The organism is Sphingomonas tabacisoli (assembly GCF_042678385.1).
Taxonomy (GTDB): Bacteria; Pseudomonadota; Alphaproteobacteria; order Sphingomonadales; family Sphingomonadaceae; genus Sphingomonas_B; species Sphingomonas_B tabacisoli.
Window position 1 is genome coordinate 531602 of record NZ_JBHUDY010000001.1, and the last position, 24485, is coordinate 556086.

At 65.4% G+C, this 24485-nt stretch carries 25 protein-coding genes and 1 pseudogene; 14 read left to right on the forward strand and 12 right to left on the reverse strand.

From position 1 onward, the window contains the following. Nucleotides 1-74: 74 nt before the first annotated feature. From ACFSCW_RS02975 to ACFSCW_RS02985, 3 genes are read right to left on the reverse strand one after another with little or no spacing between them, the layout of a single operon-like run. A complete protein-coding gene (locus tag ACFSCW_RS02975; RefSeq protein ID WP_380886737.1) occupies nucleotides 75-761 on the reverse strand; it encodes an anti-sigma factor in 687 nt (228 codons plus the stop codon). Continuing rightward, nucleotides 758-1339: a sigma-70 family RNA polymerase sigma factor gene (locus ACFSCW_RS02980; RefSeq protein ID WP_380886739.1), complete on the reverse strand. Its 582-nt coding sequence runs from the start codon at nucleotides 1337-1339 to the stop codon at nucleotides 758-760. Before ACFSCW_RS02980 ends, ACFSCW_RS02975 begins: the two co-directional genes overlap by 4 nt. An 11-nt stretch (nucleotides 1340-1350) precedes the next feature. Beyond that, nucleotides 1351-2316, reverse strand: a complete 966-nt coding sequence (locus tag ACFSCW_RS02985) for a LysR family transcriptional regulator (RefSeq protein WP_380886741.1) — start codon at nucleotides 2314-2316, stop codon at nucleotides 1351-1353. Nucleotides 2317-2438: 122 nt separating this feature from the next. Between ACFSCW_RS02985 and ACFSCW_RS02990 the strand changes: the two genes are divergently transcribed. The 5 genes from ACFSCW_RS02990 (at nucleotide 2439) to ACFSCW_RS03010 (ending at nucleotide 7612) form a co-directional block, all read left to right on the forward strand. Beyond that, a complete protein-coding gene (locus tag ACFSCW_RS02990) occupies nucleotides 2439-2756 on the forward strand; it encodes a UrcA family protein (RefSeq protein ID WP_380886744.1) in 318 nt (105 codons plus the stop codon). Nucleotides 2757-2935: 179 nt separating this feature from the next. Then, on the forward strand, nucleotides 2936-3682 hold the full coding sequence (locus ACFSCW_RS02995; protein ID WP_380886747.1) for a PEPxxWA-CTERM sorting domain-containing protein: 747 nt from the start codon (nucleotides 2936-2938) through the stop codon (nucleotides 3680-3682). Next, nucleotides 3666-4232 carry a L,D-transpeptidase family protein gene (locus ACFSCW_RS03000; RefSeq protein WP_380886749.1) on the forward strand — a complete coding sequence of 189 codons (567 nt, stop codon included), beginning with the start codon at nucleotides 3666-3668 and terminating at the stop codon, nucleotides 4230-4232. The genes ACFSCW_RS02995 and ACFSCW_RS03000 overlap by 17 nt, the downstream gene beginning before the upstream one ends. Before the next feature lie 113 nt (nucleotides 4233-4345). Next, on the forward strand, nucleotides 4346-5935 hold the full coding sequence (locus ACFSCW_RS03005; protein ID WP_380886751.1) for a tetratricopeptide repeat-containing sulfotransferase family protein: 1590 nt from the start codon (nucleotides 4346-4348) through the stop codon (nucleotides 5933-5935). A 114-nt stretch (nucleotides 5936-6049) separates the two neighbouring features. Next, nucleotides 6050-7612, forward strand: a complete 1563-nt coding sequence (locus ACFSCW_RS03010; protein ID WP_380886753.1) for a right-handed parallel beta-helix repeat-containing protein — start codon at nucleotides 6050-6052, stop codon at nucleotides 7610-7612. A gap of 313 nt (nucleotides 7613-7925) precedes the next feature. Here the strand turns inward: ACFSCW_RS03010 and ACFSCW_RS03015 are convergent, their stop codons facing one another. The 4 genes from ACFSCW_RS03015 to ACFSCW_RS03030 form a co-directional block, all read right to left on the reverse strand. Next, nucleotides 7926-8573: a PEPxxWA-CTERM sorting domain-containing protein gene (locus ACFSCW_RS03015; protein WP_380886756.1), complete on the reverse strand. Its 648-nt coding sequence runs from the start codon at nucleotides 8571-8573 to the stop codon at nucleotides 7926-7928. Nucleotides 8574-8702: 129 nt separating this feature from the next. Next, nucleotides 8703-8957 (reverse strand): hypothetical protein, encoded by a 255-nt coding sequence (locus ACFSCW_RS03020; protein WP_380886758.1) that lies wholly within the window; start codon nucleotides 8955-8957, stop codon nucleotides 8703-8705. Between the two features lie 27 nt (nucleotides 8958-8984). After that, nucleotides 8985-10187, reverse strand: a complete 1203-nt coding sequence (locus tag ACFSCW_RS03025; RefSeq protein ID WP_380886760.1) for a PEPxxWA-CTERM sorting domain-containing protein — start codon at nucleotides 10185-10187, stop codon at nucleotides 8985-8987. A 100-nt stretch (nucleotides 10188-10287) separates the two neighbouring features. Beyond that, nucleotides 10288-11664, reverse strand: a complete 1377-nt coding sequence (locus ACFSCW_RS03030) for a helix-turn-helix domain-containing protein (RefSeq protein ID WP_380886762.1) — start codon at nucleotides 11662-11664, stop codon at nucleotides 10288-10290. 197 nt (nucleotides 11665-11861) lie between these two features. Here ACFSCW_RS03030 and aceA point away from each other — a divergent pair, with 197 nt between their 5' ends. Continuing rightward, nucleotides 11862-13142, forward strand: a complete 1281-nt coding sequence (aceA, locus tag ACFSCW_RS03035) for an isocitrate lyase (RefSeq protein ID WP_380886764.1) — start codon at nucleotides 11862-11864, stop codon at nucleotides 13140-13142. 188 nt (nucleotides 13143-13330) lie between these two features. Then, nucleotides 13331-14608, forward strand: a complete 1278-nt coding sequence (locus ACFSCW_RS03040) for an MFS transporter (protein WP_380886767.1) — start codon at nucleotides 13331-13333, stop codon at nucleotides 14606-14608. On the opposite strand, the pseudogene ACFSCW_RS03045 reads toward ACFSCW_RS03040, so the two are convergent. The 4 genes and pseudogenes from ACFSCW_RS03045 to ACFSCW_RS03060 all read right to left on the reverse strand — a co-directional run. Then, nucleotides 14605-14841 (reverse strand): annotated as a pseudogene (locus ACFSCW_RS03045) (type II toxin-antitoxin system death-on-curing family toxin); the annotation flags it as partial. The gene ACFSCW_RS03040 and the pseudogene ACFSCW_RS03045 overlap by 4 nt on opposite strands. A 143-nt stretch (nucleotides 14842-14984) precedes the next feature. Beyond that, nucleotides 14985-15212 carry an AbrB/MazE/SpoVT family DNA-binding domain-containing protein gene (locus tag ACFSCW_RS03050; RefSeq protein WP_380886770.1) on the reverse strand — a complete coding sequence of 76 codons (228 nt, stop codon included), beginning with the start codon at nucleotides 15210-15212 and terminating at the stop codon, nucleotides 14985-14987. A 66-nt stretch (nucleotides 15213-15278) separates the two neighbouring features. Then, complete coding sequence (gene clpA, locus ACFSCW_RS03055; RefSeq protein WP_380886772.1) at nucleotides 15279-17600, reverse strand: ATP-dependent Clp protease ATP-binding subunit ClpA; 2322 nt, start codon at nucleotides 17598-17600, stop codon at nucleotides 15279-15281. 133 nt (nucleotides 17601-17733) lie between these two features. Continuing rightward, nucleotides 17734-17931: a DUF1192 domain-containing protein gene (locus ACFSCW_RS03060; RefSeq protein WP_380886775.1), complete on the reverse strand. Its 198-nt coding sequence runs from the start codon at nucleotides 17929-17931 to the stop codon at nucleotides 17734-17736. A gap of 88 nt (nucleotides 17932-18019) precedes the next feature. On the opposite strand from ACFSCW_RS03060, the gene ACFSCW_RS03065 reads away from it, so the two are divergent. The 7 genes from ACFSCW_RS03065 (at nucleotide 18020) to ACFSCW_RS03095 (ending at nucleotide 23824) form a co-directional block, all read left to right on the forward strand. Beyond that, nucleotides 18020-19003 (forward strand): NAD(P)H-quinone oxidoreductase, encoded by a 984-nt coding sequence (locus ACFSCW_RS03065; RefSeq protein WP_380886778.1) that lies wholly within the window; start codon nucleotides 18020-18022, stop codon nucleotides 19001-19003. A gap of 82 nt (nucleotides 19004-19085) precedes the next feature. Further along, complete coding sequence (locus ACFSCW_RS03070; RefSeq protein ID WP_380886780.1) at nucleotides 19086-19706, forward strand: glutathione S-transferase family protein; 621 nt, start codon at nucleotides 19086-19088, stop codon at nucleotides 19704-19706. A 68-nt stretch (nucleotides 19707-19774) separates the two neighbouring features. Beyond that, complete coding sequence (locus tag ACFSCW_RS03075; RefSeq protein ID WP_380886783.1) at nucleotides 19775-20638, forward strand: UDP-2,3-diacylglucosamine diphosphatase; 864 nt, start codon at nucleotides 19775-19777, stop codon at nucleotides 20636-20638. Next, the gene (locus tag ACFSCW_RS03080; RefSeq protein WP_380886785.1) at nucleotides 20635-21657 is read left to right on the forward strand and encodes a glycosyltransferase family 4 protein; all 1023 of its coding nucleotides are present in this window, start codon (nucleotides 20635-20637) and stop codon (nucleotides 21655-21657) included. Before ACFSCW_RS03075 ends, ACFSCW_RS03080 begins: the two co-directional genes overlap by 4 nt. Nucleotides 21658-21684: 27 nt before the next feature. Beyond that, on the forward strand, nucleotides 21685-22164 hold the full coding sequence (locus ACFSCW_RS03085; protein ID WP_380886786.1) for a (2Fe-2S)-binding protein: 480 nt from the start codon (nucleotides 21685-21687) through the stop codon (nucleotides 22162-22164). Nucleotides 22165-22270: 106 nt separating this feature from the next. Further along, nucleotides 22271-23092, forward strand: a complete 822-nt coding sequence (locus tag ACFSCW_RS03090; RefSeq protein ID WP_380886788.1) for an RcnB family protein — start codon at nucleotides 22271-22273, stop codon at nucleotides 23090-23092. Between the two features lie 63 nt (nucleotides 23093-23155). Next, on the forward strand, nucleotides 23156-23824 hold the full coding sequence (locus ACFSCW_RS03095) for a prolyl hydroxylase family protein (RefSeq protein ID WP_380886789.1): 669 nt from the start codon (nucleotides 23156-23158) through the stop codon (nucleotides 23822-23824). A 141-nt stretch (nucleotides 23825-23965) separates the two neighbouring features. Here ACFSCW_RS03095 and ACFSCW_RS03100 read toward each other — a convergent pair whose 3' ends face one another. After that, a complete protein-coding gene (locus ACFSCW_RS03100; protein WP_380886791.1) occupies nucleotides 23966-24448 on the reverse strand; it encodes an SspB family protein in 483 nt (160 codons plus the stop codon). Nucleotides 24449-24485: the final 37 nt, after the last annotated feature.

Here is a 24485-nt window from a genome sequence, read left to right on the forward strand (position 1 = left end):
CCCTCCGGCCGCCGCTGAAGAAAGCTACGCGACGAATGTTGCAGCGGATGCACTGCAGCGACGAAATATACGCTTTAAACCGCGGACATGACACCCGTCATGACGACCGGTCCGGTGGGCAGGCCGGTCGGCGATCCGCCATGCGGCTCGAGGGAAACGGCGAGCGTCGCACCCCCGGCCATCAGCGCCCGGCGCTCGGCCGCCAGCACCATCGTCGCCGCCGCCTTGTCGGGAATGACGCCCAGGGATCGCGGCTGGCCGCCCGGCGGGATCACCCATAGCTCGGCCGTCTTGCCCCCTGCGTCCATGCCGGTCGGGTTGACCACCATGCGCCCGTCGCGGTCGTTATAGCTGACGCTGAGCGTGCCGGGGTGGCCCTTCGAGGTCAGCGAGGCGACCATCATCCGTGCCTCGGCCGACGCGACTTGCGGGGCCGGCGCGCGTGTCTGCACATTGGCGCCGGGCCGCAGCACGAGAATGCCGAGCAGCACCGCCGCGACCGCGCTCGCAGCGAAGGTCGCGAACCGCCAAGGCCGCGTCGGATCGGTGGCGGCACGCCCGGCATCGTTCGCCGGCAGCGACCGCTCGATCCGGCCCCAGAGATGCGGCGGCGGCTCGCGTTCCGGCCCAAGCAATGGGTCCATCCGCATTCGCCACGCGTCGACCGCGGCCGCGAACGCCGGATCGCTCGCTTCCAGCGCCGATTCGTCGGCCAGGCCCAGCACATGCTCGGCGGCGCGGAGGTCGTCGTCCTCGCTCATCGGCACAGACAATCGCGGAGCTTCATCAGCGCGCGCCGAATGCGGCTCTTGATCGTGCCCAGCGGCTCCGAGGCGCGCGTCGCCAGCTCGGAATAGGTGGCGCCTTCCAGAAAAGCGGCGCGGATCAGCCCGGAATCGCGGCCGGGCAGTTCGCTCAGGCAGCCGTGCAGCCGCCGCGCTTCCGTCTCCTGGCCCAGCATGAACTCGGCGTTTGGACGCTCGTCGGCCAGATCGTGCGCTTCCTCGATCGGCGCCATCGTCCGGGTGCCGCGCGCGCGCAAGCGGTCGATCGCGGCGTTGCGGGCGATTGCGGCCAGCCATGTGATCGGGCTCGCCCGCGAAGCGTCGAAGCGCTCGGCACGCCGCCAGACATTCACATAGGCTTCCTGCAACGCATCCTCCGCATCCCGGCCTTCGCCCAAGATACGGCAGCACACGCCATACAGTTTCGCGGAGGTGCGCTGGTAAAGCTCATGGAAAGCGCGCCTGTCTCCGGATGAAACAGCGCTAAGGATTTCGGCCAGCCGCTGCCGCGCCTCGTCGCCGCCCGGCGACGCCACCGTCCGAACCAGCTCCATGCTGCTGCGATTCACTCCCTGATTCGCGTAGTCGGGAGCGTAACGGTTTGCGGCGGGGCCGCAAAGCCGGCCTCGCGCTCCTTCAGCGAGGTCTCGACCATCCGCGCATGGTGCCGCAGCCGCTCGGCCAGGAAGTCCAGCACGATGCGGACGCGCGGCGTATGGCGCAGCCGCTCGTGCGTGAGCAGCCAGATCTCGCGCATGCCGGTAGCAGGCGGCAGGCAGCGGACGAGGGTCGTGTCCGGCTCGGCGACAAAGCAGGGCAGGGCCGCGCAGCCGAGGCCGGACCGCACCGCCGCCAGCAGCCCGGTCGCGGTCCCCTGCGTCATCGCGATCGCATGCTCCAGGCCGTTGTCGCGCAGCCAGCTTGAATAATAGCGCCCGACATGGCCGCCGCCGCCGCCGATGATCGGGTGCGACGCCAACTCGCGGCGGCTGTGCGGTACGCCGTGGGCCTCGGCGTATTCGCGGCTGCAATAGACGGTCCACAGATCCTCGCCGATCCGCCGGCCGACCAGCCCGCCGCCTTCCAGCTTCTTGGACACGCGGATGGCGATGTCGGCCGCGCCGCCCTCAAGGTCGCGGAGCTCCTCGGTCGCGTCCAGCTCGATGACGATACCGGGATGCAGCTCTCGCAGGTCGCGCAGCATCGGCGGCAGCACCGATACGACGAACGATTCCTCGGCGGTCAGCCGGACCGAGCCTGTGCCGTCGCGCTTCTGCGCCGCCGCCGCTTCGGCCATCGCCTGGGCGGACGTCTGCAGATGCCGCGCCTCGGCAAGCAGCGTCTCGCCGCCGGGCGTCAGCGCATAGCCGGCGCGGCGCTTGTCGAAGAGCATAAGGCCCAGCGCTTCCTCCAGCGCTGCGATGCGCCGGGCGACAGTTGTCTGACTGACTCGCAACGCGCGCCCCGCCGCAAGCGTGCTGCCGGTTTCGGCAACCGCCACGAAGTAGCGCGCATCGTTCCAGTCGAACATCTCGCTATTCTGCACTTTTGCAGAATGGTTTGGCAACATCGTTGCTCCCGCCGGACGAATTCTTCTCCTAGATAGGATGCACGTTGGCGCCGACGGCTCCCCTCAAACCCCGGAGACCCGTCATGAAGACTCTGTTCCTGATTTCGTTCGCCGCGCTTGCTTTCGCCAGCCCGGCCCATGCCCAGCCCGTTGCCGCGCAGACCGCGGTCAGCACTGCCGGGCTCGATCTCGGCACCGCGCGCGGCGTGCGTGCGCTCGACTTGCGCATCCTGCACGCGGCGTCCGCGCTGTGCGGCACCCCTTCGCCGGCCGATCCGCGTGGCCGGCAGGACTATGATCAGTGCCGCGCCGATGCCCGCGCGACTGTCGCTGCGGAGCGTGAGCGGCTGCTCGCCAACGCACGCAGCAACGCGCCAGTCGCGTTGGCGGCTGGACAGTAATGCGCTGAACACCGTTGCGCATGCGGCATTAATACGTTAACGAAACAAGCAACGGCCGAGCAGAGTTTCGACCCTGTAAAGTCGTTGAGCAGATGAAACTTCATTTGCGTTCAATCGTTTCATTCCGGTGACGAGCGGCGGGCCATGTATTCGCGGCAGTCACCGGGAGAATGGGTCGCATGCGTAAAGCGTTTCAGCGAAATCACGCCCGGCACGACTATGTGGTGGACAGCCGTGGCCGCGTCCGGCCCCACAAAAAGGGCGCTGGCATCAATAAGTTGCTGGCGGCGTCGGCGGTCGGCGGCCTGTTGCTGGCCGCGCCCATCACCGATCCCGGCGAAGCTCTGATCGCTGCGGCGCGAAACACCGCTCGCAATGCGGCCGACGCAATTGCTGCGCGTTCGCCCGGCCTTCGCTCGGCCGCCTACCTGATCAAGACCAAGGGTCCGCCGGCCGCCCGGCCGCGCCGCGTTGCGCGCGCTTTGCCCAAGCTGGCGCCTCCGCGACCCTCGGCGCCCGCGCTTGCCCTGCTCACGCCGCCGCGCGCGCCGGAAGCGGTCGTGCTCACCGGCGGCGAATTCCTGCCCGCCTATCCCGCTTTCCTCGAATCCCCCGTGCCGGTCGCTGGGTCGGTTTCGGGGCCCTGCTGCGGCTTCGGGTTCCTGCCCGGCGTCGGACTCGGCGTGATCGGCGGCGGGGGACCGATCGCCGTGGTTGGCGGGGGAGGCGGTGGCGGCGGCGGCGGGGGAGGCGGCGGCACGACGCCGGGCGTTCCCGAACCGTCGACCTGGGCGATGATGATCCTCGGCTTTGCCGCATCCGGCTGGGCCTGGCGCCGCCGCCGGGTGATCTTCCACGCGATCTGCCAATCGCCGCGGCTCTTCTACACGCCGCCCAATCTGCTGGTGCATGTCCGTTACGGCTGAGGCTGCGGCCGGCTGGGGCGCGCGTGCCCTGGTCGTTATCGCGCTGGTTGCCGGTTTCGCCCGCGCCGGTGCCCCGCATTATGTCGCGCCAGCGCCCGGGCCTCCCGCGGGTCTCGAACTGGCCGGGGCGCCGCAGCCGGTCACCAGCCTGCTCGCGGTGCCTGGTCGGATGCAATACGGCCAATCGGTGTGGAACGAAGGCAAGGCAGCGGGCCCGGTCTGGGTCCGGGTCGATCGCCGCGCCCAGCTCATTTCCGTCTTCCGCGGCGGCGACGAGATCGGCACCGCCGTCATCCTCTACGGCGCACCGTCGAAGCCCACGCCTGCCGGCCGCTACCCGGTGCTCGCCAAGATGCGCGACCACCGCTCCGCCACCTACAATAATGCGGACATGCCGTTCACGCTGCGCCTGACCGGCGACGGCGTCTCGATCCACGCCGCCAATGTGCTGGAGGGCCGCGCGACCCACGGCTGCATCGGCGTCCCCGAAGACTTCGCCCGCCGCCTGTTCCACGCCGTCAAGGTCGGAGATCCGGTCGTTATCGTCTGACGTTCGCCGTGCCATAGCGTCGTTCGCGGCAAGCCGGTGACGCTCGCCGCAGCCGTCGGACCCCCGTCGCTCTCCGTTCAGGCGCTGGCAGATCGCCGCCTACGCTGACGGGCATGGCGAGCTTAACAGGGAAAGCGAGCCGTGGGCATGGCTATGTCACGATCAAGCGCCAGGGCGGTTCAACGCCCGGCGAGCCGGTCGAGATGCTTTATGCCTCGGCAGCGTTGCGTCGGCAGCAAGAGGGCGATCTTGCCGGGGCGTTGGAACTCTATCTCGAGGCGGTGGCGCAGGGACCAGGCAATGCGCTGGTTCTCACGATGGCAGCAGACGCCCTGCGAAACGCGGGCCGCTTTCGTGAAGCGATCCCATTGTTCGATCGTGCGCTCGCCATCGACGCCATGATGATCGCCGCCTGGTTCGGCCGCGCGCTCGCTTACGATTCCAGCGGCGCGGCGGACGAGGCCGAGCGCGATTATCACCGCGTCACCGAACTGGCGCCGAACTCTGCGCCCGGTTACGCCGGGCTCGCGTCGATGCAGGCACTGCACGGCCGGCTCGACGACGCGCGCGCCAACGCCGCGCGCGCTGCGGCGCTGGCCCCGCGCGACGGCAGCACGATCATCGCCCAGGCCCGCTGCGATCTTCTTGCTGGAGAAATCGCGGCGGCAGCGGATCGGCTGGAAGCGCTCGTCGCGCGCCAGGATCTGCCGGCCCAAGACCATATCCTCGCGCTCACCCTGCTCGGTCAGGCGCGGGAGCGCTCTCGCGACTATGCAGCCGCCTTCGATGTTTTCACCCGCGCCAAACGCGTGTTCGCCGAGGCGCATGCCGGGCCGAATGCGCCACCGGTCGCACGCCAGCTTGCCGAAAGCATCGCGACCACCGTCGCGGCCTTGGGATCGATGAAGCATGCTCATTGGCCGGCCGGTCGCGCCCGCGTGCGCCGGCACATCTTCCTGCTCGGCTACCCGCGCTCGGGGACGACTCTGGTCGAGCAAGTGCTGGGCACGATCGACGGCGTGTCGACGCTGGAGGAAGAGCCGACGCTCGCCCTTGCCGCCGCATTGCATCTGACGCCAGAGGGCTTGCGCCAACTCCCCACCCTCAGTGAAGTCGAAGTGGACCGGCTGCGCACCGACTATTGGGACCGGGTGGAGGCCTCTGGCGTCGAACTCGGCGAGACGTTCGTCGACATGGACCCGTTCAAGGCGCCGAGCCTGCCGCTGATCGCGCGCCTGTTCCCGGACGCCAAGGTGGTGGTGATGTGCCGCGACCCGCGCGACGTGGTCTGGAGCTGCTTCCGCCAGAGCTTCGCCTACAGCCAGGTCACCTACGAGTTCGGCACGCTCGACCGCGCTGCCCGCCACTATGACGCGACGATGCGCCTCATCCGGCAATGCCTGGAGACCTTCGCGATCGACGCCCACGAGCTGCATTACGAAGCGCTGGTCCGCGATTTCGACGCGACGACGCAGGCGCTTTGCGCCTTTCTCGGTCTGCCCTGGTCCGACAAGCTCCGCGGCTTTTCGGACCGCGCCCGCAGCTCCCGGGTCAAGACCGCCAGCGCCGTGCAGGTGCGCCAGCCGCTTTACGACGGCTCCGGCCAATGGCGCCATTATGCCGATCAGCTCACCCCGATCCTGCCCCTGCTCGAGCCATGGCTGCCGCCGGAATCATTTACGGCAACGAAGGTATTAACCTGATCCTTTAGGATCGTCGGCACGTCCTGCCCCCTAGCCTTGTGTGGCGAGGAGGCAGTAATGACGATTTATAACGTTTCGAATTCAAACGATTTAACGGTCGCTTTAGGTAAAGCGATGGGGGGCGATTCGATCGTTCTCGCCGCAGGAAACTACGGCTCGGCCTGTATCCAGAATATAAATCCCACATCCAACGTCACTATTCAGGCAGCGGCTGGTGCTGCCGTCCATTTCGACGGACTGTATGTCGTCTCCTCGCAGAATTTGACTTTCTCGGGACTTGATGTCGGTCGCGCGCTCAACGCCGGCGAGGCCGAATGGGTAAGATTGAGCACTGTCCGGGACTCGTCGAATCTCACCTTCGATCATGTGAAGTTCCACGGCTCGCTCGACGGCGACCCGTCGAACGACGGCGTCGGTCTCTTCTCGAGCAATGTGACCGGCCTGAAGATCACCAACTCCGAATTCACGGAGCTGTATCAGGGCGCGTCGACGCAGCTCAGCACCAATGTTTCGATCGCCAACAACAACTTCCATCTGCTGCGCTCCGACGGCATCATTTCCGCCGGTAACGATCAGATCACGATCGACTCGAACAACTTCAGCGATTTTCATCCCGTGTACGGCGACCACGCCGATATGATCCAGTTCTTCAACACCGGCCTCACCAAGGGCTCGACTGATGTGGTCTGCAAGAACAACGTGTTCTTGCAGACCTATTTCAGCGGTGTCGATCAGACGGGCGTGCAGGGTATCTTCATCAGCGATCCCGGCACTTACGGGTACAACAACGTTCTGGTGCAGAACAACCTTCTGTACTCGAACAACATGTACAACGGTCTTTCGGTGATGGGCGCGACCAACACCCAGATCATCGGCAATACCGTGGTCTCGGATTCGACCGACAAGATGCAGTTCTGGATGCGGCTCGACAGCGACAACGGCGTCCTCCTGCAGGACAACGTGATGGACAAGCTGATCCAGACCAACGTCACCAATGTCACTTCGGTGAACAACCTGGACCTGTCGACGAACCCGGCCTGGGGCGCATTGCTGCCCAACCTGACCGACGGCGTGAACACCACGGTGTCCGATCTCGTGATCGCGAACGGTCCGGGCTACCACCCGATCGATCAGTCCGGCTCGGTCATCAATGTGGTGCCGCCGGCGCCGGTGCCCGCGCCTGCTCCGACGCCCGCCCCCGCGCCCACTCCGGCCCCTGCGCCTACTCCGGCGCCGTCGCCGTCGCCGAGCGTCATCTACGGCACCGGCCTGTCGGACTCGCTCACCGGCACGACCGGCAATGACAAGATCTACGGCTTCGCCAATGGCGACGCGAAGCTCGGCCGCGGCACCGTCGACAAGATGTGGGGCGGGGCAGGCGCGGACACCTTCGTGCTCGGCGACTCGCGCGGCGTGTTCTACGACGACGGCAACGCCAAGAATGCCGGCAAGGGCGATTACGCGCAGATCATGGATTTCCAGGCCGGCGTGGACAAGATCCAGCTCGCCGGATCGCTCGACCAGTATTTCCTGAAAGCGGGATCGGTCGGCGGCCTCAGCGGCGTCCAGATCTATTTCGACACGAACCATAACGGCGTGTTCGACAGCCGCGACGAGCTGATCGGCCATGTCGCGGGCGTGAAGTCGCTGACTCCGGACTCGTTCGTTTTCGGCTAAGCACGGCGCTCCCGAAGCGAAGCAAAACGGAGAAGCCGGAACCGTGCGTTCCGGCTTCTTCTTTTATCCGGTATCGCACCGACGCGCATCAGGGGCGCTAAGCGACTGGATCGGAACCGTTACGCTTCGGAATCATTGAGCAGCCGGGGCACGGAGACGGATATATGCGCTCGGTTTTGCTGTGGCTGATCGGAGTTCCCATCCCCATCATCCTGCTGCTCGCGTTCTGCACTCATCACCTGTGATTTAGGCTACACGCGCGAACGCCGCCGGCCTTGGAAGGCCAGCGGCGCCCGCGGAAGTGGATGCGCGATCAGGCAGTCGCCGGAGCGCTTGCGCGTCGGCGTGCAGCGGCGCCCAGCAAGCCGAAGCCGCCGATCATCATCGCCCAGCTCGCCGGCTCGGGCACCCGCGCCGCAACTTCCTCGATGCGGAGCGAAATGCCGCCCGAATTATTGGTCCGCGTATTGTCGGTGTCGACAACGAGCAGCCGTGTCATACCGTCGCCTTCCGCCGTAAAAACGAATGGCTGAGGGATCGGGCCGAGATTGGTCGTGGTCGGCACGCCGTTCACGACATGGGTTTCGAAATGCGTGATCGGGCCGGCCTGATAAGCGGCCAGAGACGCTGCCGCGGTACCATACACCTGGTTGGTGCTGTAGCTGTCGACGGAGAAGTCGAGCGGGTTGAAGTTCACGTCCCTGCTCGAAAACGCGTTGCTGAAGCCCGTGACGCACTGGACGCTGCAGTTGAACTGGATGCTCGCAGCGTCGTACAACCCACCGTCCGCTATGCCGACAAGCTTGGCGACATAGGTCTTGCCGGGCGTCAGGTTGATCACCACGCCGGTCGAGTCGGTTGCCGAGACGTTGTAGATGACGGACGATGCCGGAACGCTTAAGCCGCCAATTACGAGACCCAAAGCAACACGCTTGATCGCACGCAGAGCATTGACGCGCATAGCTCTTCTCCCCTGTTGGGCGCGACGAGGTCGATCGAGATAATCTGGATCGGCGCGATGCCGGCAACGCTCCGGCCGCCTTTTTGTTTCGCTGCCGAAAATTTTCTTGGCGGCTGGGCCGTGACTGACCTAGCGCGGAAACGGTATTGCCTGCTGGTCCGCCGGATCAGCGTTGTATGAGTTGAGCGTCCCGGCCCCGCCTTCGATCAGGCGCCGCGCTTCGGCATTGCCGTCGGCAGCGGCCTTCTCCCATTCGGGCTGGGTGCGGCAATCCTTCTTGCTGATCAGCGATCCGACCGGCGTGTAGCGCCGGCATACGAGCTTCGGCTTCTCCGCCGGCTCGGCAGTCGCCTGAGCGGCAAACAACAACATGCTCAACAGCATAGCAGCCTCCCTGTTTTGCGAGAGAGCTTATCGAAAGCGCGCCTGATGTCCACTTGCTGCGGCCCGGCGCGGTCGCCGGCGAGACGCCGCACCCGCGATGCCAAAGCCCAGAATCATCAGCGCCCAGCTCGACGGCTCCGGCACCGCGTCCGTAACGGGGGTCAGCAGGACATCGAAGCGGACGCCATTCGCAAGGCCCCAGGCGACAATCTGGCGGCTGTCGTTAATGCCGAAAGCGCCTCGAAGGTCGAGCGGGCCGCCCGCGATGAGCTGGCCCAGATCGACCGGACCTTTATCGGCCAACCACAATACGGCATGACCCTCGTCGGTGCCTATACCAGTCACGGGATCGAAGACCGTGTGCGCGACGGAGCCGACTGCATCGCCGAACACGTTGATCGCGGTAAGGTCTCCACCGAAGTAGGTGTCGATAGCGGCGGTGCGGAGCAGCTTGCCGTCGCTGCCCCAGATCGCGAACAGGTTGGTGTCGACGAAGCCGCCATCGCTACCGATGCCGCTCGCCGACACGCTGCCGGCCGTCAGCCCGCTGTCGCTGATCGCGTTGGCATAGCCGTCATTGTAGAAATCGTTCGGCACGCCGCTCAGCCTTTCCAGCAGCGTCACACTCCCGTCCGCTTCCCAGCGGAAGGGCGAGGCGGCGCGGCCGAGCGCCGTTCCGACGGCCACGCCGGCATCGTTCAGACCGTTGATGGCCAAGCTACTCACGCCGGCTGCAGAGGAGAGCACTTCCAGCCCTTGAGCCTGGCTCCAGCGGAAGCCCTGCGTCATGATGCGATTGTTAGCATCGCGCGTGTTGAAGCGGCCGGCCACAATGCCCGCTGCATTCACGCCGGTGGCGACTGCGCTTTCACCTGCGGGGAGGGCGATGGGCGTCAGCGGCCCTTCCCCGAACCGGATGAACGGAATGCTCGTCGCTCCAGTCGCGCCAGTCCGCGCCTGGCCGGCAATGATGCCGTTTTCGGCAATGGCGGTCGCCGTCGAGCGTGTCCCGCCGAACCCGCCAAGCGCCTGATAGCTGCCCGCCGCAGTGCGCAAATAGGCCTGGTAGGTGCTGCCGTCACCGCTTCCACCAACCACATCGCCGTGATTGTTGATCCCGAAGCCCTGCATTGCGACGCCTTCGGGCGTTTGCAGCATGGTCGCGGTAAAGGTGATCGCCTGTGCGGGCGCTGCCGCCAACACGGCGAGCGCGAGAAGATAGGAACGCATGCAACAAACCCCCTGTTTTTCAGTCAGCTAGCGGCGACTGCAGCTCATAACAAGCCGTCGAAACACGGCGTTTCGTTTTGGGGCAGAACGCCGTCCGCTCTCAATCCTCGACGAAGCTGAACGCGCTCAGGCCGCGTTCACGCTCGTTGAACAGCAGGGCGCGGCCGGCGGGAGGGGCGCTGCGCTGGGGGCAGGCGGGGCGGGTGCATTGGCGGCAGCCAAGACCGATCGGCGTCGCCGTCCCGGTCAGGTCGAAACCGCGGGCAAGGGCAAGGCTGCCGGCGAGCTCGGCGGCCAGCCCCAGGCCGATCGCGAACTCGGCCGTCACTTCGCCGGCCCGGCGGCTCTGCGGGTGGACCGTCCGGGCGAACGTGAACCAGCGTTCTCCTGATTGAAGCTCGACCAAGTCGCGCTCGATCCGGCCCGGCCGGTCGAATGCCGCGTGCAGGCGCCACAAAGGGCAGCGTCCTTCCGCTTCCACCAGAGCCGCGCCACTCGCGCCGCCATAGCGCTTGCTCCATTGGCCGGCGCGGTCGATGCGGATCATGAAGAAGGGCAAGCCCCGCGCGCCGACGCGCTGCAAGGTTGTCAGCCGGTGCGCGACTTGCTCGTAACCCGCGCCGAACCGCCGCTGTAGCAATTCGACATCGTACCCGGTCCCCTCGCAAGCACGCAGGAAGCGGGCATAAGGCATCATTACCGCGGCGGCGAAATAGGAGGTGAGGTGGCGGCGGTAGAGCCGTTCCGCCGGCCGCTCGGCGAAGCCCGCGCCTTTCACGAGCGCCTCGATTTCCGTCCGTGCCTCGATCGCGCCCAACTGAAACGCTGCCTGGAAGGTCCGCGACGCCGGGTCGAGCATCTCGGACAGCTGGAGCTGCCGCGCATGCAGGTCCAATCGACGAAGCGCATCGGGTAGAACCTCCACCGGCAGCACGCGCAAGGTCAGGCTGTGCTTGACGCGCAGCCGCTCGGCGATCGCGGCATACAGGTCGCCCACGCTCATCCGAAGCTCGTCGGCCAGCCCTTCTGCGGTGGCGTCGAGGTCCGGGAAGTGATTGCGCCAGCGCTCGATCTCGCGGCGCACCGTCGCTATCGGGTCGTCGGACGGCGCAACCCCGCCGCCGCTGCCGCCGCGATCATAAGCGCGGGCAAACGCTTCCGCGCCACCGGGCGCTGCGGCCAGCCATTCCTCCAGTTCCGACCGGTCGATCTCCAGGTCGGCAAAGATCGGGTCGGCCAGCCGCCGCCGCATCGCGTCGGCTCCGCCGCCCGGCGCCGCGGCATTGAGGCTGCGCGGGTCGAAGTCGAACAGCTCGGTCAGCCGCACCAGAACCTGCGCGGTCAGTGGCCTTTGGTTGCGCTCGATCAGGTTCAGATAGCTGGGCGAAATGCCGAGCTGCTCCGCCATCGCAGCCTGGGCAAGCCCCGACTGCCGCCGGAGCTTTCGCACCTGATGTCCCGCGATCAGCTTTGCCACGCTGTCCTACACTCCATCACTATCGCCACGGTCGCTGAACCGACTCGGAGATCGTGTCAACAATTTACAACATTACGATCTGAGTTGAGGAGGCACAGGACAGCGACACCTTCTTCTCTGAGGCAGCGGGCTTGTTCATGACTTCAATTTCCTCAACTTCGAACACACAGATCGCTTGAAGTTGTAAAGGATTCGACATGACCGATTTCAGCCACCTCGTCGCCGCTCCCGAAGGCCGGTTCGACGGCATCCGTCGCACCTACACGGCGCAAGACGTCGAGAAGCTGCGCGGCTCGGTCCCGATCGAGCATACGCTCGCCCGCCGCGGCGCACTGAAGCTGTGGGAGCTGCTGAAGTCGGAACCCTACATCAACGCGCTCGGCGCCCTCAGCGGCAACCAGGCGATGCAGATGGTCCGCGCGGGGCTGAAGGCGATCTACCTCTCCGGCTGGCAAGTCGCGGCCGACGCCAACACCGCCGGCGCCATGTACCCCGATCAGTCGCTCTATCCCGCAAATGCGGGGCCGGAGCTCTGCCGCAAGATCAACCGCACGCTGCAGCGCGCCGACCAGATCGAGCATAGCGAAGGCGGCGTCACCCGCGACTGGTTCGCGCCCATCGTCGCCGACGCCGAAGCCGGCTTCGGCGGCCCGCTGAACTGCTTCGAGATCATGAAGGCCTATATCGAGGCGGGCGCGGCGGGCGTTCACTTCGAGGACCAGCTCGCTTCCGAAAAGAAGTGCGGTCACTTGGGCGGCAAGGTGCTGATCCCGACCCAGGCGCACATCCGCAACCTCAATGCGGCGCGGCTGGCGGCGGACGTCTGCGGCGTGCCGACCGTCCTCGTCGCCCGCACCGACGCGGAGAGCGCCAAGCTCATCACCTCCGACGTCGATGAGCGCGATCATGAGTTCCTGACGGGCGAGCGGACGCCGGAGGGTTTCTTCCGGCTACGGGATGGAACCGGAGTCGATCACTGCATCAAGCGGGGGATCGCCTTCGCCGAGCACGCCGATCTCTTGTGGTGGGAAACAAGCCACCCGAACCTGGAGGATGCGAAACGGTTCGCCGAGGCTGTGCAGAAAGCGCACCCGGGCAAGATGATGGCGTACAACTGCTCGCCCAGCTTCAACTGGGAAGCGAAGCTGGACAAGGACACGATCGCGAAGTTCCAGCGCGAGCTGGGCGCGATGGGCTACAAGTTCCAGTTCGTCACCCTGGCCGGCTTCCACCAGCTCAACCACGGCATGTTCGAGCTGGCGCGCGGCTACAAGGATCGCGGCATGGCGGCCTATTCGGAGCTGCAGCAGGCCGAGTTCGCGAGCGAGGCTGACGGCTACACCGCGACCCGCCACCAGCGCGAAGTCGGCACCGGCTATTTCGACCTGGTCGCGACCGCGGTGTCGGGCGGCGCGGCCAGCACCACTGCGCTCGCGGAAAGCACCGAAGCCGATCAGTTTAAGAAGGACGCGGCGTGACGCTCAACCCTCTCCCGCTTGGCGGGAGAGGGCGACTCGGCCCTGCGGGGCCGAGCGGGGAGAGGGTCCTGTGGTATGGGGCTCTTTCCCCTCTCCCCGCTCGCGCTCGCAAGCGCGAGTCGCCCTCTCCCCGAAAGGGAGAGGGTTTAGGCTGTCCCACACAGCTCAATCCTGCTTAGAAGGCGGGGATGCCAGCCCACCCGAACCGCCTTCGTTCCATCCTCGGCGGTTCGGCAGGCAATCTGGTCGAATGGTACGACTGGTACGCTTATTCGGCCTTCACGCTCTATTTCGCCCACGCCTTCTTCCCGAAAGGCGATCGCACCGCCCAGCTTTTGAGCGCAGCCGCCGTCTTCGCGGTCGGCTTTCTGATGCGGCCGATCGGCGGCTGGTTGATGGGCGTTTATGCCGATGCCAAGGGCCGCAAGGCGGGCCTGACGCTTTCGGTATCGCTGATGTGCGCCGGCTCCTTCGCGATCGCCGTAACGCCCACCTACGCGCAGATCGGCACGCTCGCGCCGCTGATCCTCGTGGTCGCCCGCATGGCGCAGGGACTGAGCCTTGGCGGCGAATATGGCGCCAGCGCCACCTACCTCTCCGAAATGGCGGGGCGGAAGCACCGCGGCTTCTGGTCGAGCTTCCAGTATGTGACGCTGATCGCCGGGCAGCTCACTGCGCTCGCGCTGCTGCTCGTGCTGCAATCGGTGCTGAGCGAAGCCGAGATCGACGCATGGGGCTGGCGCATCCCGTTCGCGATCGGCGGCGTGCTGGCCGTCGTCGTGTTCTGGATCCGCCGCCGGCTCGCCGAGACCGAGTCCTTCGAAAATGTCCGCCGCGAGGATTCGCCGCGCTCGACCGCGCTCGCCTTGTTCCGCGACCACCCGCGCGAGGCATTCACCGTCATGGCGCTGACGGCGGGCGGCACGCTCGCCTTCTACGCCTACTCGATCTACATGCAGAAATTCCTCGCCAACACCTCCAGCTTCAGCCGCGAGACAGCGAGCACGATCATGACCGCGGCGCTGCTCGTCTTCGCTCTCGTTCAGCCGCTCGCCGGCGCCCTCTCTGACCGGATCGGCCGCAAGCCGCTGATGGTCGGCTTCGGCATCGCAGGGCTGCTCTTCACCTGGCCGATCTTCACGACGCTCGAGACGGTGCGCGATCCCTGGATAGCCTTCGCGCTCGTGCTCGCCTCCCTGCTGATCGTCACCGGCTACACCTCGATCAACGCCGTGGTGAAGGCCGAGCTTTTCCCTGCCCACATCCGGGCGCTCGGCGTCGCGTTCCCGTACGCGCTCGCCAACACACTGTTCGGGGGCACGGCCGAATATGTCGCACTCTGGCTAAAGGACGCCGGGCTGGAACGGGGCTTCTACGCCTATGTCGCCGCGACGATCGGCCTGTCGCTCATCGTGTATCTTCGCATGCGCGACACCCGCGACCACAGCCGCATTGCGGAGGATTAGGCTAGGCGGGCCTGCAGCCACTCGGCAAATGCAGCCTCGGTCATATCGCCAGCCGCAAGCGCCAGCATGGCGTCGACGGCGTCCTGTGTCTCAAAAACGAGCCGCTGTTTGTTCAGTGCGAGGAACAGACGTGCCAACACCCAGGCCGTCCGCTTGTTGCCATCCAAAAACGGATGATTTCGTGCTAATCCAAATGCATAACTTGCCGACAAGGCGCTCGAGCGGAGTTCGCCGTAACTCCATTGATTGCGCGGCCCAGCAAGCGCGCTCTCCTAGAGCCCCGAGTCTCGTATGCCCGAGATTCCACCATGCTCGCGGATTTGTTCATCGTGAATGGCGAGCGCATGGTCGATCGCGATCCAACGCGGTTCCGCGTTCACTGCGCCAGGACGCGGAGAATGTCGGCATCTTCGCGCATTATTTGGCGAGCAAGGGCCATGACTTCGTCGGCCTCTCCCTCCTGTCCGACGAGCGCATAGCCGGAACCCGCCTCTTCTAAACGAAGCGTATCACCCAGTTCGGCGTGCAGGTGATCAAGCACTTCAGGCGGGAGCACCACGCCTGCCTCGTCACCAATCTTCACGATCTTCAGCAGCTTGCCCATGGGACGTTCATAGCAGAAGGGCGGCAACGGACAAATCCGTTACCGCCCTTTGCTCCGTTTCGGATGTTACGCCTTCACGTCCGCCTTGGGCTGGCCGCCCTTTTTCTTCGGCTTCTTGGGCGGGGCGGAGACCATCTCGAAGGCGAGGGCATCGTCCTTCAGATGGACCTTCACTTCGCCGCCGTGAACGAGCTTGCCGAACAGCAGCTCCTCGGCGAGCGGCTGCTTGACCTTCTCCTGGATCAGCCGGCCCATCGGGCGGGCGCCATAGAGCTTGTCGTAGCCCCGCGCGGTCAGCCACGCCTTGGCCTCGTCGTCGAGCTGGATGTGGACGTCACGGTCGGCAAGCTGCAGCTCGAGCTGCAGGATGAACTTGTCGACTACGCGAGCGACCACTTCCGGCGGCAGATAGCCGAACGGCACGATCGCATCGAGGCGGTTGCGGAATTCCGGCGTGAACATCCGCTTGACCGCTTCCTCGTCCTCGCCTTCGCGCGTGACGTTGCCGAAGCCGACCGCCTCGCGCGCCATGTCGCTGGCGCCCGCATTGGTGGTCATGATCAGGATGACGTTGCGGAAATCGACCGTCTTGCCGTGGTGGTCGGTCAGCTTGCCGTTATCCATCACCTGCAACAGGATGTTGAACAGGTCCGGATGCGCCTTCTCGATCTCGTCGAGCAGCAGCACCGAGTGCGGCTGCTGGTCGACGGCATCGGTCAGAAGCCCGCCCTGATCGTAGCCGACATAGCCCGGAGGCGCGCCGATCAGCCGGCTGACCGAATGGCGCTCCATGTATTCGGACATGTCGAAGCGCTGGAGCGGAATGCCCATGATCGAGGCGAGCTGACGGGCAACCTCAGTCTTGCCGACGCCGGTGGGGCCGGTGAACAGATAGTTGCCGATCGGCTTGTCGGGATCGCGGAGACCCGCACGGCTGAGCTTGATCGCGGACGAGAGCTTCTCGATCGCGATGTCCTGGCCGAACACGACGCGCTTCAGGTCGGTCTCGAGATTTTCGAGGCTCTTCTTGTCGTCGGACGAGACGGTCTTCGGCGGGATGCGCGCCATCGTCGCGATCACGGCCTCGATTTCCTTCGGCGTGATCGTCTTCTTGCGCTTGGCAGGCGGCACCAGCATCTGCATCGCGCCGACTTCGTCGATCACGTCGATCGCCTTGTCGGGCAGCTTGCGGTCGTTGATGTAGCGCGCCGACAGTTCCACCGCGGACTTGATCGCGTCCGGCGTGTACTTGACGGAGTGGTGGTTCTCGAACGCCGAGCGAAGGCCGGAGAGAATCTTGATCGTGTCCTCGACGGTCGGCTCGTTCACGTCGATCTTCTGGAAGCGCCGCAGCAGTGCACGGTCCTTCTCGAAGTGGTTGCGGAACTCCTTGTAGGTCGTGGAGCCGATGCAGCGGATCACGCCGCCCGACAGCGCCGGCTTCAGCAGGTTCGACGCGTCCATCGCGCCGCCCGAGGTCGCGCCGGCGCCGATCACGGTGTGAATCTCGTCGATGAACAGGATCGCGTGCGGCAGCTTCTCAAGCTCGCCGACGACCGCTTTCAGCCGCTCCTCGAAATCGCCGCGGTAGCGGGTGCCGGCAAGCAGCGCGCCCATGTCGAGCGCGTAGATCGTCGCGGGCTTCAGCACGTCGGGCACGTCGCCTTCGATGATCTTACGAGCGAGGCCTTCGGCGATCGCCGTCTTGCCGACGCCCGGGTCGCCCACATAGAGCGGGTTGTTCTTGGACCGGCGGCACAGGATCTGGATCGTGCGGTCGACTTCGGGGCCGCGGCCGATAAGGGGATCGACCTTGCCTTCCTTGGCCTTGGCGTTGAGATCGACGCAGAATTGCTTGAGTGCGCTCTCGCTCTTCTGCTTGCCGTCGGTCTTCTGGGCCTTTTCCTCTTCGGCGCCCTTCACTTCGCGAGCCTCGGGCGCGCCGGTGCTGCCCTTGCCGACGCCATGGCTGATGAAGCTGACTGCATCGAGGCGGCTCATGTCCTGCTGCTGGAGGAAATAGACGGCGTAGGATTCGCGTTCGGAGAACAATGCGACCAGCACGTTAGCGCCGGTCACTTCGTCGCGGCCGGACGACTGGACGTGCAGGATCGCGCGCTGGACGACGCGCTGGAAGCCGCTGGTCGGCGACGGATCGGTCTCGCCTTCGACGCGCAGCGCCTCCAGCTCGGTGTCGAGATAGTGAGTGACGGCGTCCTTGAGCTCGCCAAGATCGACGCCACACGCGACCATCACCTTCGACGCGTCCGCGTCGTCGGTCAGGGCCAGAAGAAGATGCTCGAGCGTCGCATATTCATGGCGACGGCTGGACGCCTGGGTCAGCGCCTTGTGCAGCGTGGTCTCGAGCGCGGGGGCAAAAGAGGGCATTCAGATTACTCCTGCGGCCCGGCGGATGCCGGGCACCGCTTCCAGTCCAATGTCGGAAGTGCCGATATGTTCATCAAGCCCATCATGGCCCTCCCCGCCAAACCCGGCTGTGTCGGAAGGCACCGGGCTCGGCTCATCGCTTGAATAACGCGTCGGCGCTTGCGCGATGGTTAACCGCGCGTTCGATCTTCGATTTCGCGCGGGCGATCTCCGCCTCCAGCACGGCGATCCGGCCGTGCAGTTCCTCGACGGACAGGGGGTCGAGATCCTGCTTGACGAGCAAAGTCAGCGGATCGCCGGGGGTCTTGGGAAGGATATCGTCCAAGTCCATGAGCGGAGAAGTTGACCCAAGTTGCTCCCGAGTCAATTAGCGCTGTCACGCAATTCTGGGGATGAGTGTGATCGATTTGCCGGAAACCATGATCGCGATCGACCCGGAAACGCCCGGCGGGCCCGAGGTGCTGCGGCCGGTGGAGCGCCCCGTTCCCAAGCCAGGACCGGGCGAAGTGCTGATCAAAGTGGCGGCCGCTGGCGTGAACCGCCCGGACGTGGTGCAGCGGATGGGCGGCTATCCGCCGCCGCCCGGCGCGCCGTCGATTCCGGGTCTGGAAGTGGCTGGGCAAGTGGTCGCGGCCAACGGGCTGGCGGAAGAGGCGCTGATCGGCCAGCCGGTTTGCGCTCTGATCGCGGGCGGCGGCTATGCCGAATATGCCGTCGCACCGGCAGGGTCGTGCCTGATCGTTCCCGAGGCCCTGTCGATGGTCGAAGCGGCGGCCATGCCGGAGACGTTGTTTACCGTCTGGGTCAACCTGTTCGAGCGGGCCTTCGTCGGCGACGGGGACATGGTTCTGCTGCACGGCGGCACCAGCGGCATCGGCACGATGGCGATTGCGCTGGGTAAATTGTTCGGCCTCAGGATGATTGTGACCTGCGGTTCGGATGAGAAATGTGAACGGGCGCGGGCGTTGGGCGCCGAGGTCGCGATCAACTACAAGACCCAGGACTTTGTCGAAGAGGTCAGGAAAGCGACCGACAGCAAAGGCGTGGCCGCGGTCATCGACATGGTCGGCGGCGACTATCTGCCGCGCAATCTCCGCTGTCTGGCCGAGGAAGGCCGTCACGTCTCGATCGCCGTCCAGCGCGGAGCGACCGCGGAGATTCCGATCTTCGACATCATGCGCAGGCGCCTGACCCTGACCGGCTCGACGCTACGTCCGCGCTCGGTCGAATTCAAGCAGCTCGTCGCCGACGAGCTCGACCGCATGGTGTGGCCGCAGGTCCGCGAAGGCCGGCTGAAACCGGTGATCGACGCGACCTTTCCGCTTGCCGAAGCGGCCCAGGCCCATGCCCGGATGGAGGCCGGCGACCACGTCGGGAAGATTGTGCTTACGGTCGGCGAATAAGCGGAGCTTATCGGCCATTCGTCGAAACTGATTGGCGTTCCCCGCCTCCTCCTGACAGCGGCGACGCGCAAGGGAGAGCGGAATGGACGGGCAGTTGATCCTTCACGAATATGCGCAGTCGGGAAATTGCTACAAAATCCGGCTGACCGCGGCCCACCTCGATATTCCGCTCATCCGGCGCGAATACGATATCATGCGAGGCGAGACCCGGACGTCGGCGTTCCTCGACAACGTCAATGCGAATGGCCGCATTCCGGTGCTGCAGGTCGGCGACCGGTTCCTGCCTGAAAGCAATGCCGCCTGCGTGTGGCTTGCCGACGGATCACACCTGATCCCGAATGATCGCTTCGCCCGCGCCGACATGCTGCACTGGATGTTCTGGGAACAGTATAATCACGAGCCCAACATCGCGACGCTGAAATTCTGGCGGCTGTTCGTCGGCGAGGACAAGCTGAACGACGTCCAGCGCGCGCAGCTTCCGGGAAAACAGGCGGCAGGCGAAGCGGCGCTGAAATTGATGGACGATCATCTGGCGCGCGAGCCCTGGCTGGTCGCCGGCGCCTTCGGTCTCGCCGACATCTGCCTCTACGCCTACACGCACACGGCGGAAGCCGGCGGCTTCCCTCTCGACGCCTATCCGAACGTGCGGCGCTGGTTCGCCGATGTGGCCGCGCAGCCCGGGTACATTGTCATGGACTCGTAACCTCCTGCGATTCTGACTGTCACAATTTGCGTTCATTAGGCTCGGGCGAGAACAGCAGGGGCTCGCACATGAACGCGATCACGCGCATTCCGCTCGAAGGCGATCTGTTTCACGCCTCGGGACCGTACCATCCAGAACCGGCAGTGACCGAGCGTCGCCGCTTCCGGACGATCTGGATTTCGGACATTCATCTCGGCACGCGCGGCTGCAACGCCAAGCTGCTGATCGACTTTCTCGACCATACCGACAGCGACACCATGTATCTGGTCGGCGACATCATCGACGGCTGGCGAATGAAAAAGCGCTTCTACTGGCCGGCGACGCACAACGATGTCGTCTGGCGGGTGATGAAGCGAGCGAAGCGCGGCACGCGCGTCGTCTATATCCCGGGCAATCACGACGAGATGTTCCGCCAGTTCACCGGCCTGAATTTCGGCGGCGTCGAAATCCGCCGCAAGGCGATCCACGAGACTGCGGATGGCCGCAAGCTGCTGGTGCTGCACGGCGACGAGTTCGATACGATCATGCTCGCCCATCGCTGGCTCGCCTTTGTCGGCGACGCTGCTTACGGGCTGCTGATGCGGCTGAACACGGTGGTGAACGCGGTGCGGCAGCGCATGGGCCTGCCCTATTGGTCGCTGTCGAAGACGGCGAAGCACAAGGTCAAGAACGCGGTCGAGTTCATCAGCCGGTTCGAAGAAGTGGTGGCGCACGAAGCCGGCACCCGCGGCGTCGACGGGGTGGTGTGCGGGCACATCCACACGGCGGAGATCCGGTCGATCGGCGGCGTCGAATATTTCAACGACGGCGACTGGGTCGAAGGCTGCACTGCGCTGGTCGAGCATTTCGACGGCCGCATGGAAGTGCTGCACTGGGCCGACGAGATCGCGGCGCGCGACGCGGCGGCACACGAACTGGCGGCTGCCGCGTGAGAATCGCGATCGTCACCGACGCCTGGTCCCCTCAGGTGAACGGCGTGGTCCGCACGCTTCAGGCGGTGCGCGCGGAGCTGGAGCGGATGGGGCATCAGGTGCTGGTGGTCTCGCCCGACCTCTACGGCTCGGTGCCGTGCCCGACCTATCCGGAGATTCGCCTGGCGATCGCCGGCTCGCGCTCGGTCGGCGGGCGGATCGCGGCGTTCGGGGCGGAAGCGGTGCACCTGGCGACCGAGGGGCCGCTGTGCCTCGCCGCGCGGCGCTGGTGCGTCCGGCATGGTCGGCCCTTCACCACCGCCTATCACACGCAATTCCCGGAATATATCGCCAAGCGGACCGGCCTGCCCGCCGAGTGGTTCTGGCGCTACATCCGCTGGTTCCATGCGCCGGCCGAAGCCATGCTGGTCTCGACGCCCTCGATCCGTCGCACGCTGCAGGCACATGGACTGACGAAGGTGAAGCCTTGGGGGCGTGGCGTCGATTTATCGGTTTTCTCGCCCGACGCCGAACCGCCGGCGCCGTTCGCCGAACTGCCGCGGCCCATCCAGCTTTATGTCGGGCGCATTGCGGTCGAGAAGAATCTCGATGCCTTCCTGTCGGCAAACCATCCCGGGTCGAAGGTCTTGGTGGGGGACGGGCCGGCGCGCGCCGAACTGGAGCAACGCTTCCCCGACGCCCATTTCCTCGGCGCCTTGTCGGGCCGCGCGCTCGCCGGTGCCTATGCGGGAGCGGACGTGTTCGTCTTCCCGAGCAAGACCGACACGTTCGGCCTGGTCATCATCGAGGCGCTGGCCTGTGGCACGCCGGTCGCCGGCTATCCGGTCAGCGGACCCGTCGACATACTGACGCCCGAAACTGGCGCGATGCGCGAGAATCTGGATGACGCCATCGCAGAAGCGCTAACTCGCGATCGCCGCATCTGCGCCGCCTATGGCCGGGGCTTTAGCTGGGCGGCAAGCGCGCATCAGTTTCTCGACGCGCTCGCGCCCGCGCCGCCACTCGCCTTGGCGGGCTAGCCGCCGCGCGCTAAGCGTGCGCGGTTCATGACGAAATTCACCGTCAACAACCAGCCGGTCGAATATCTGCTCGACCCCGAAACGCCTTTGCTGTGGGCGTTGCGCGACGCGTCCAATCTCACGGGCACCAAATATGGCTGCGGCACCGGCGAGTGCGGCGCCTGCATCGTCGACATCGACGGCGCGGCGGTGCCGAGCTGCCGCGTATCGATTGCCGCCTGCGAAGGTCGGTTCGTGACCACGATCGAGGGATTGTCGCGCGATCGCAGCCATCCGGTGCAGCAGGTCTTCGCCGCGCTGAACGTCAGCCAGTGCGGATATTGCATTCCCGGCATGGTGATGGCGGCGGCGGTGCTTTTGAAGCGCACGCCCGCGCCCACCGATGCGGATATCGACGCTGCGATCACCAATATCTGCCGCTGCGGCATCTATCCGCGGCTGCGCGAAGCGATCCGGCGCGCGGGACGCGTCGCTCAAGGCGAGATGCTGTCCGCATCCGAGGCTTAGCTTTCTGGAAGCTTTCAGCCCAGTTCAGCCACGACTCATCGACGAAGGCGCAAATGTGCTGCAACATCCGTGGCGCGTGGCTGCGGGGGGTGACGAGGAGAAAGTGATGCGCAAATTCATAGCGATGCTGCTCACTGCGGCCTCGCTGGCGACGCCGGCGATGGCCCAGCGTTGGCGCGACGGCGATAGCGGCAGGCAGGCCGCGCCGGAACGAACTGAACGCCAAGAGCACCGTCAGCAAGGCGGTCAGGATTGGCGCCAGCAGCGGCAGCAGCAGGCTCAGCAGCAGCAACCGGTGCAGCAGCAGCCGCGCCAGGAGTTCCGTCAGGAACAGCGCCGCGACTGGCAGAGCGGCCGTGCAGATCGGCAAGGCTTCCGACAGGACCGACAAGCTTGGCAGGGCGGTCAGGTTCAGAGTGGTGAACAGTATCGCCGCGACGACCGCCGTGACTGGCAGCAGAATCGGTCTGCGGACCGCGGAGACTGGCAGCGTAACCGCCAGGATTGGCAGCGCGACCGTTCGCAGGACCGCAACAACTGGCAGCGGAATAACAACAACTGGCAGGGCCGCAACGCCTGGCAGAACCGCGACGCCTATCGCTGGAGCAACAACGGAAGCTGGAACCGCGAATGGCGTCGCGATCCGCGTTACAACTTCCAAGACTGGCGCCAGCGCAACCGCAGTTCGTACCGTTTCCCGCGCTACGTTGCGCCGCGCGGCTGGGGCTACGGCTATAACCGCTTCTCGCTGGGCGTGTATCTGAGCGCACCGCTGTTCGCGCAGGATTACTGGATCAACGATCCGTTCGAATACAGCCTGCCGCCGGCCTACGGCCCCTACCGTTGGGTCCGCTACTATGACGACGCGTTGCTGATCGACATCCGCGACGGGCAGGTCGTCGACGCGATCTACGACTTCTTCTGGTAAGACGCGTGGGAGCCGGAGCAATCCGGCTCCCATTTTCTTGTACCGCTGCTATCCGGTGCGGCGATGAGTCCCGAAGAAATCGCGCTGCAGACTTCCCCGACTCGCGCCCGGATCGGCGCGGAAACCGGCGTCAGGCTCGCCGCGGCCGGCGTGCCCTCGGTCAAGAGCCCGAACCTCACGCTCTGGTATATCGAGAAGTTCCTGCTCGAGCCCGACTGCGCCTATCTGATCGAGCAAATCGACCGGAACCGCTACCGGTCGACGACCCTGTCCGACACGCCCGACGATAATTTCCGAACGAGCGAAAGCGGCAACCTCAACCGCTGGGACGAGCGCATCCGCGCCATCGACCTGCGCATCTGCGGATTGATGGGCATGGACGAGCGACAGGGCGAGACGCTGCAGGGCCAGCGCTATGCGCCGGGCCAGTATTTCCTGAACCACCATGACTTCTTCCACACGGACCAGGCCTATTGGCCGGATCAGGAAAAAGCGGGCGGCCAGCGCACCTGGACCGCGATGATCTATCTGAACCAGCCGGAAGCGGGCGGCGACACCGCGTTTCTGTCCGCCGGCCTCCGCGTTCCGCCGCGCGCGGGCATGCTGCTGATGTGGAATAACATGGACGCGAACGGCGCGCCCAACATCTATGCCTCGCACGAAGGTTCGAAGGTTGAGGCAGGCGTGAAGTATATCGTGACCAAGTGGTTCCGCGAGGGATTTTGGTGCTAGGGACGTTTCGCCGTCGCCCGCACCCATCCGTCCATCCCGAGCGAAGTCGAGGGACCAACTGCATTAGGGCGTGGAAGAAGTGCGTGCCTCGACTTCGCTCGGCATGGACGGCTTCCTGAGTGTCGCCTGGTTAGACGCCGCCTACTTCTTCCGGCCGAAATCGATGGTGACGACGTTGGAGCCGTCCTCGGCCGGCGTGACGGTCGGACCGTCATTCTCGGCCGGCTCGTGCGGTTCGGGGCCGCCTTCGTCGCCCTGCGCCTGGAACTGGAGCGCGAAATTGACCGCCGGATCGACGAAGCCGGTCACGGCGGCGAACGGAATCGAAAGCTTCGCCGGCACCTGGTTGAACGACAGGCCGACCTCGAAATGCTTCTCGGCGACCTTCAGGTCCCAGAATTTGTTCTGGAGGACGATCGTCATTTCGTCCGGGAAGCGCTCGGTCAGATGCTTGGGCATCTCGACGCCCGGATGCGCCGTCTTGAAGGTGATGTAGAAATGATGCTCGCCGGGGAGCCCACCCGAACGTTCGACCTCGCCCAGCACGCGGCCGACGACCGCGCGCAGCGCTTCCTGCACGATTTCGTCGTACGGAATCAGGCTGTCGGGCGGAGTCTCACTCATGCTTTTGACTCGTAACCTTCGGACGGGACGGGTCAAG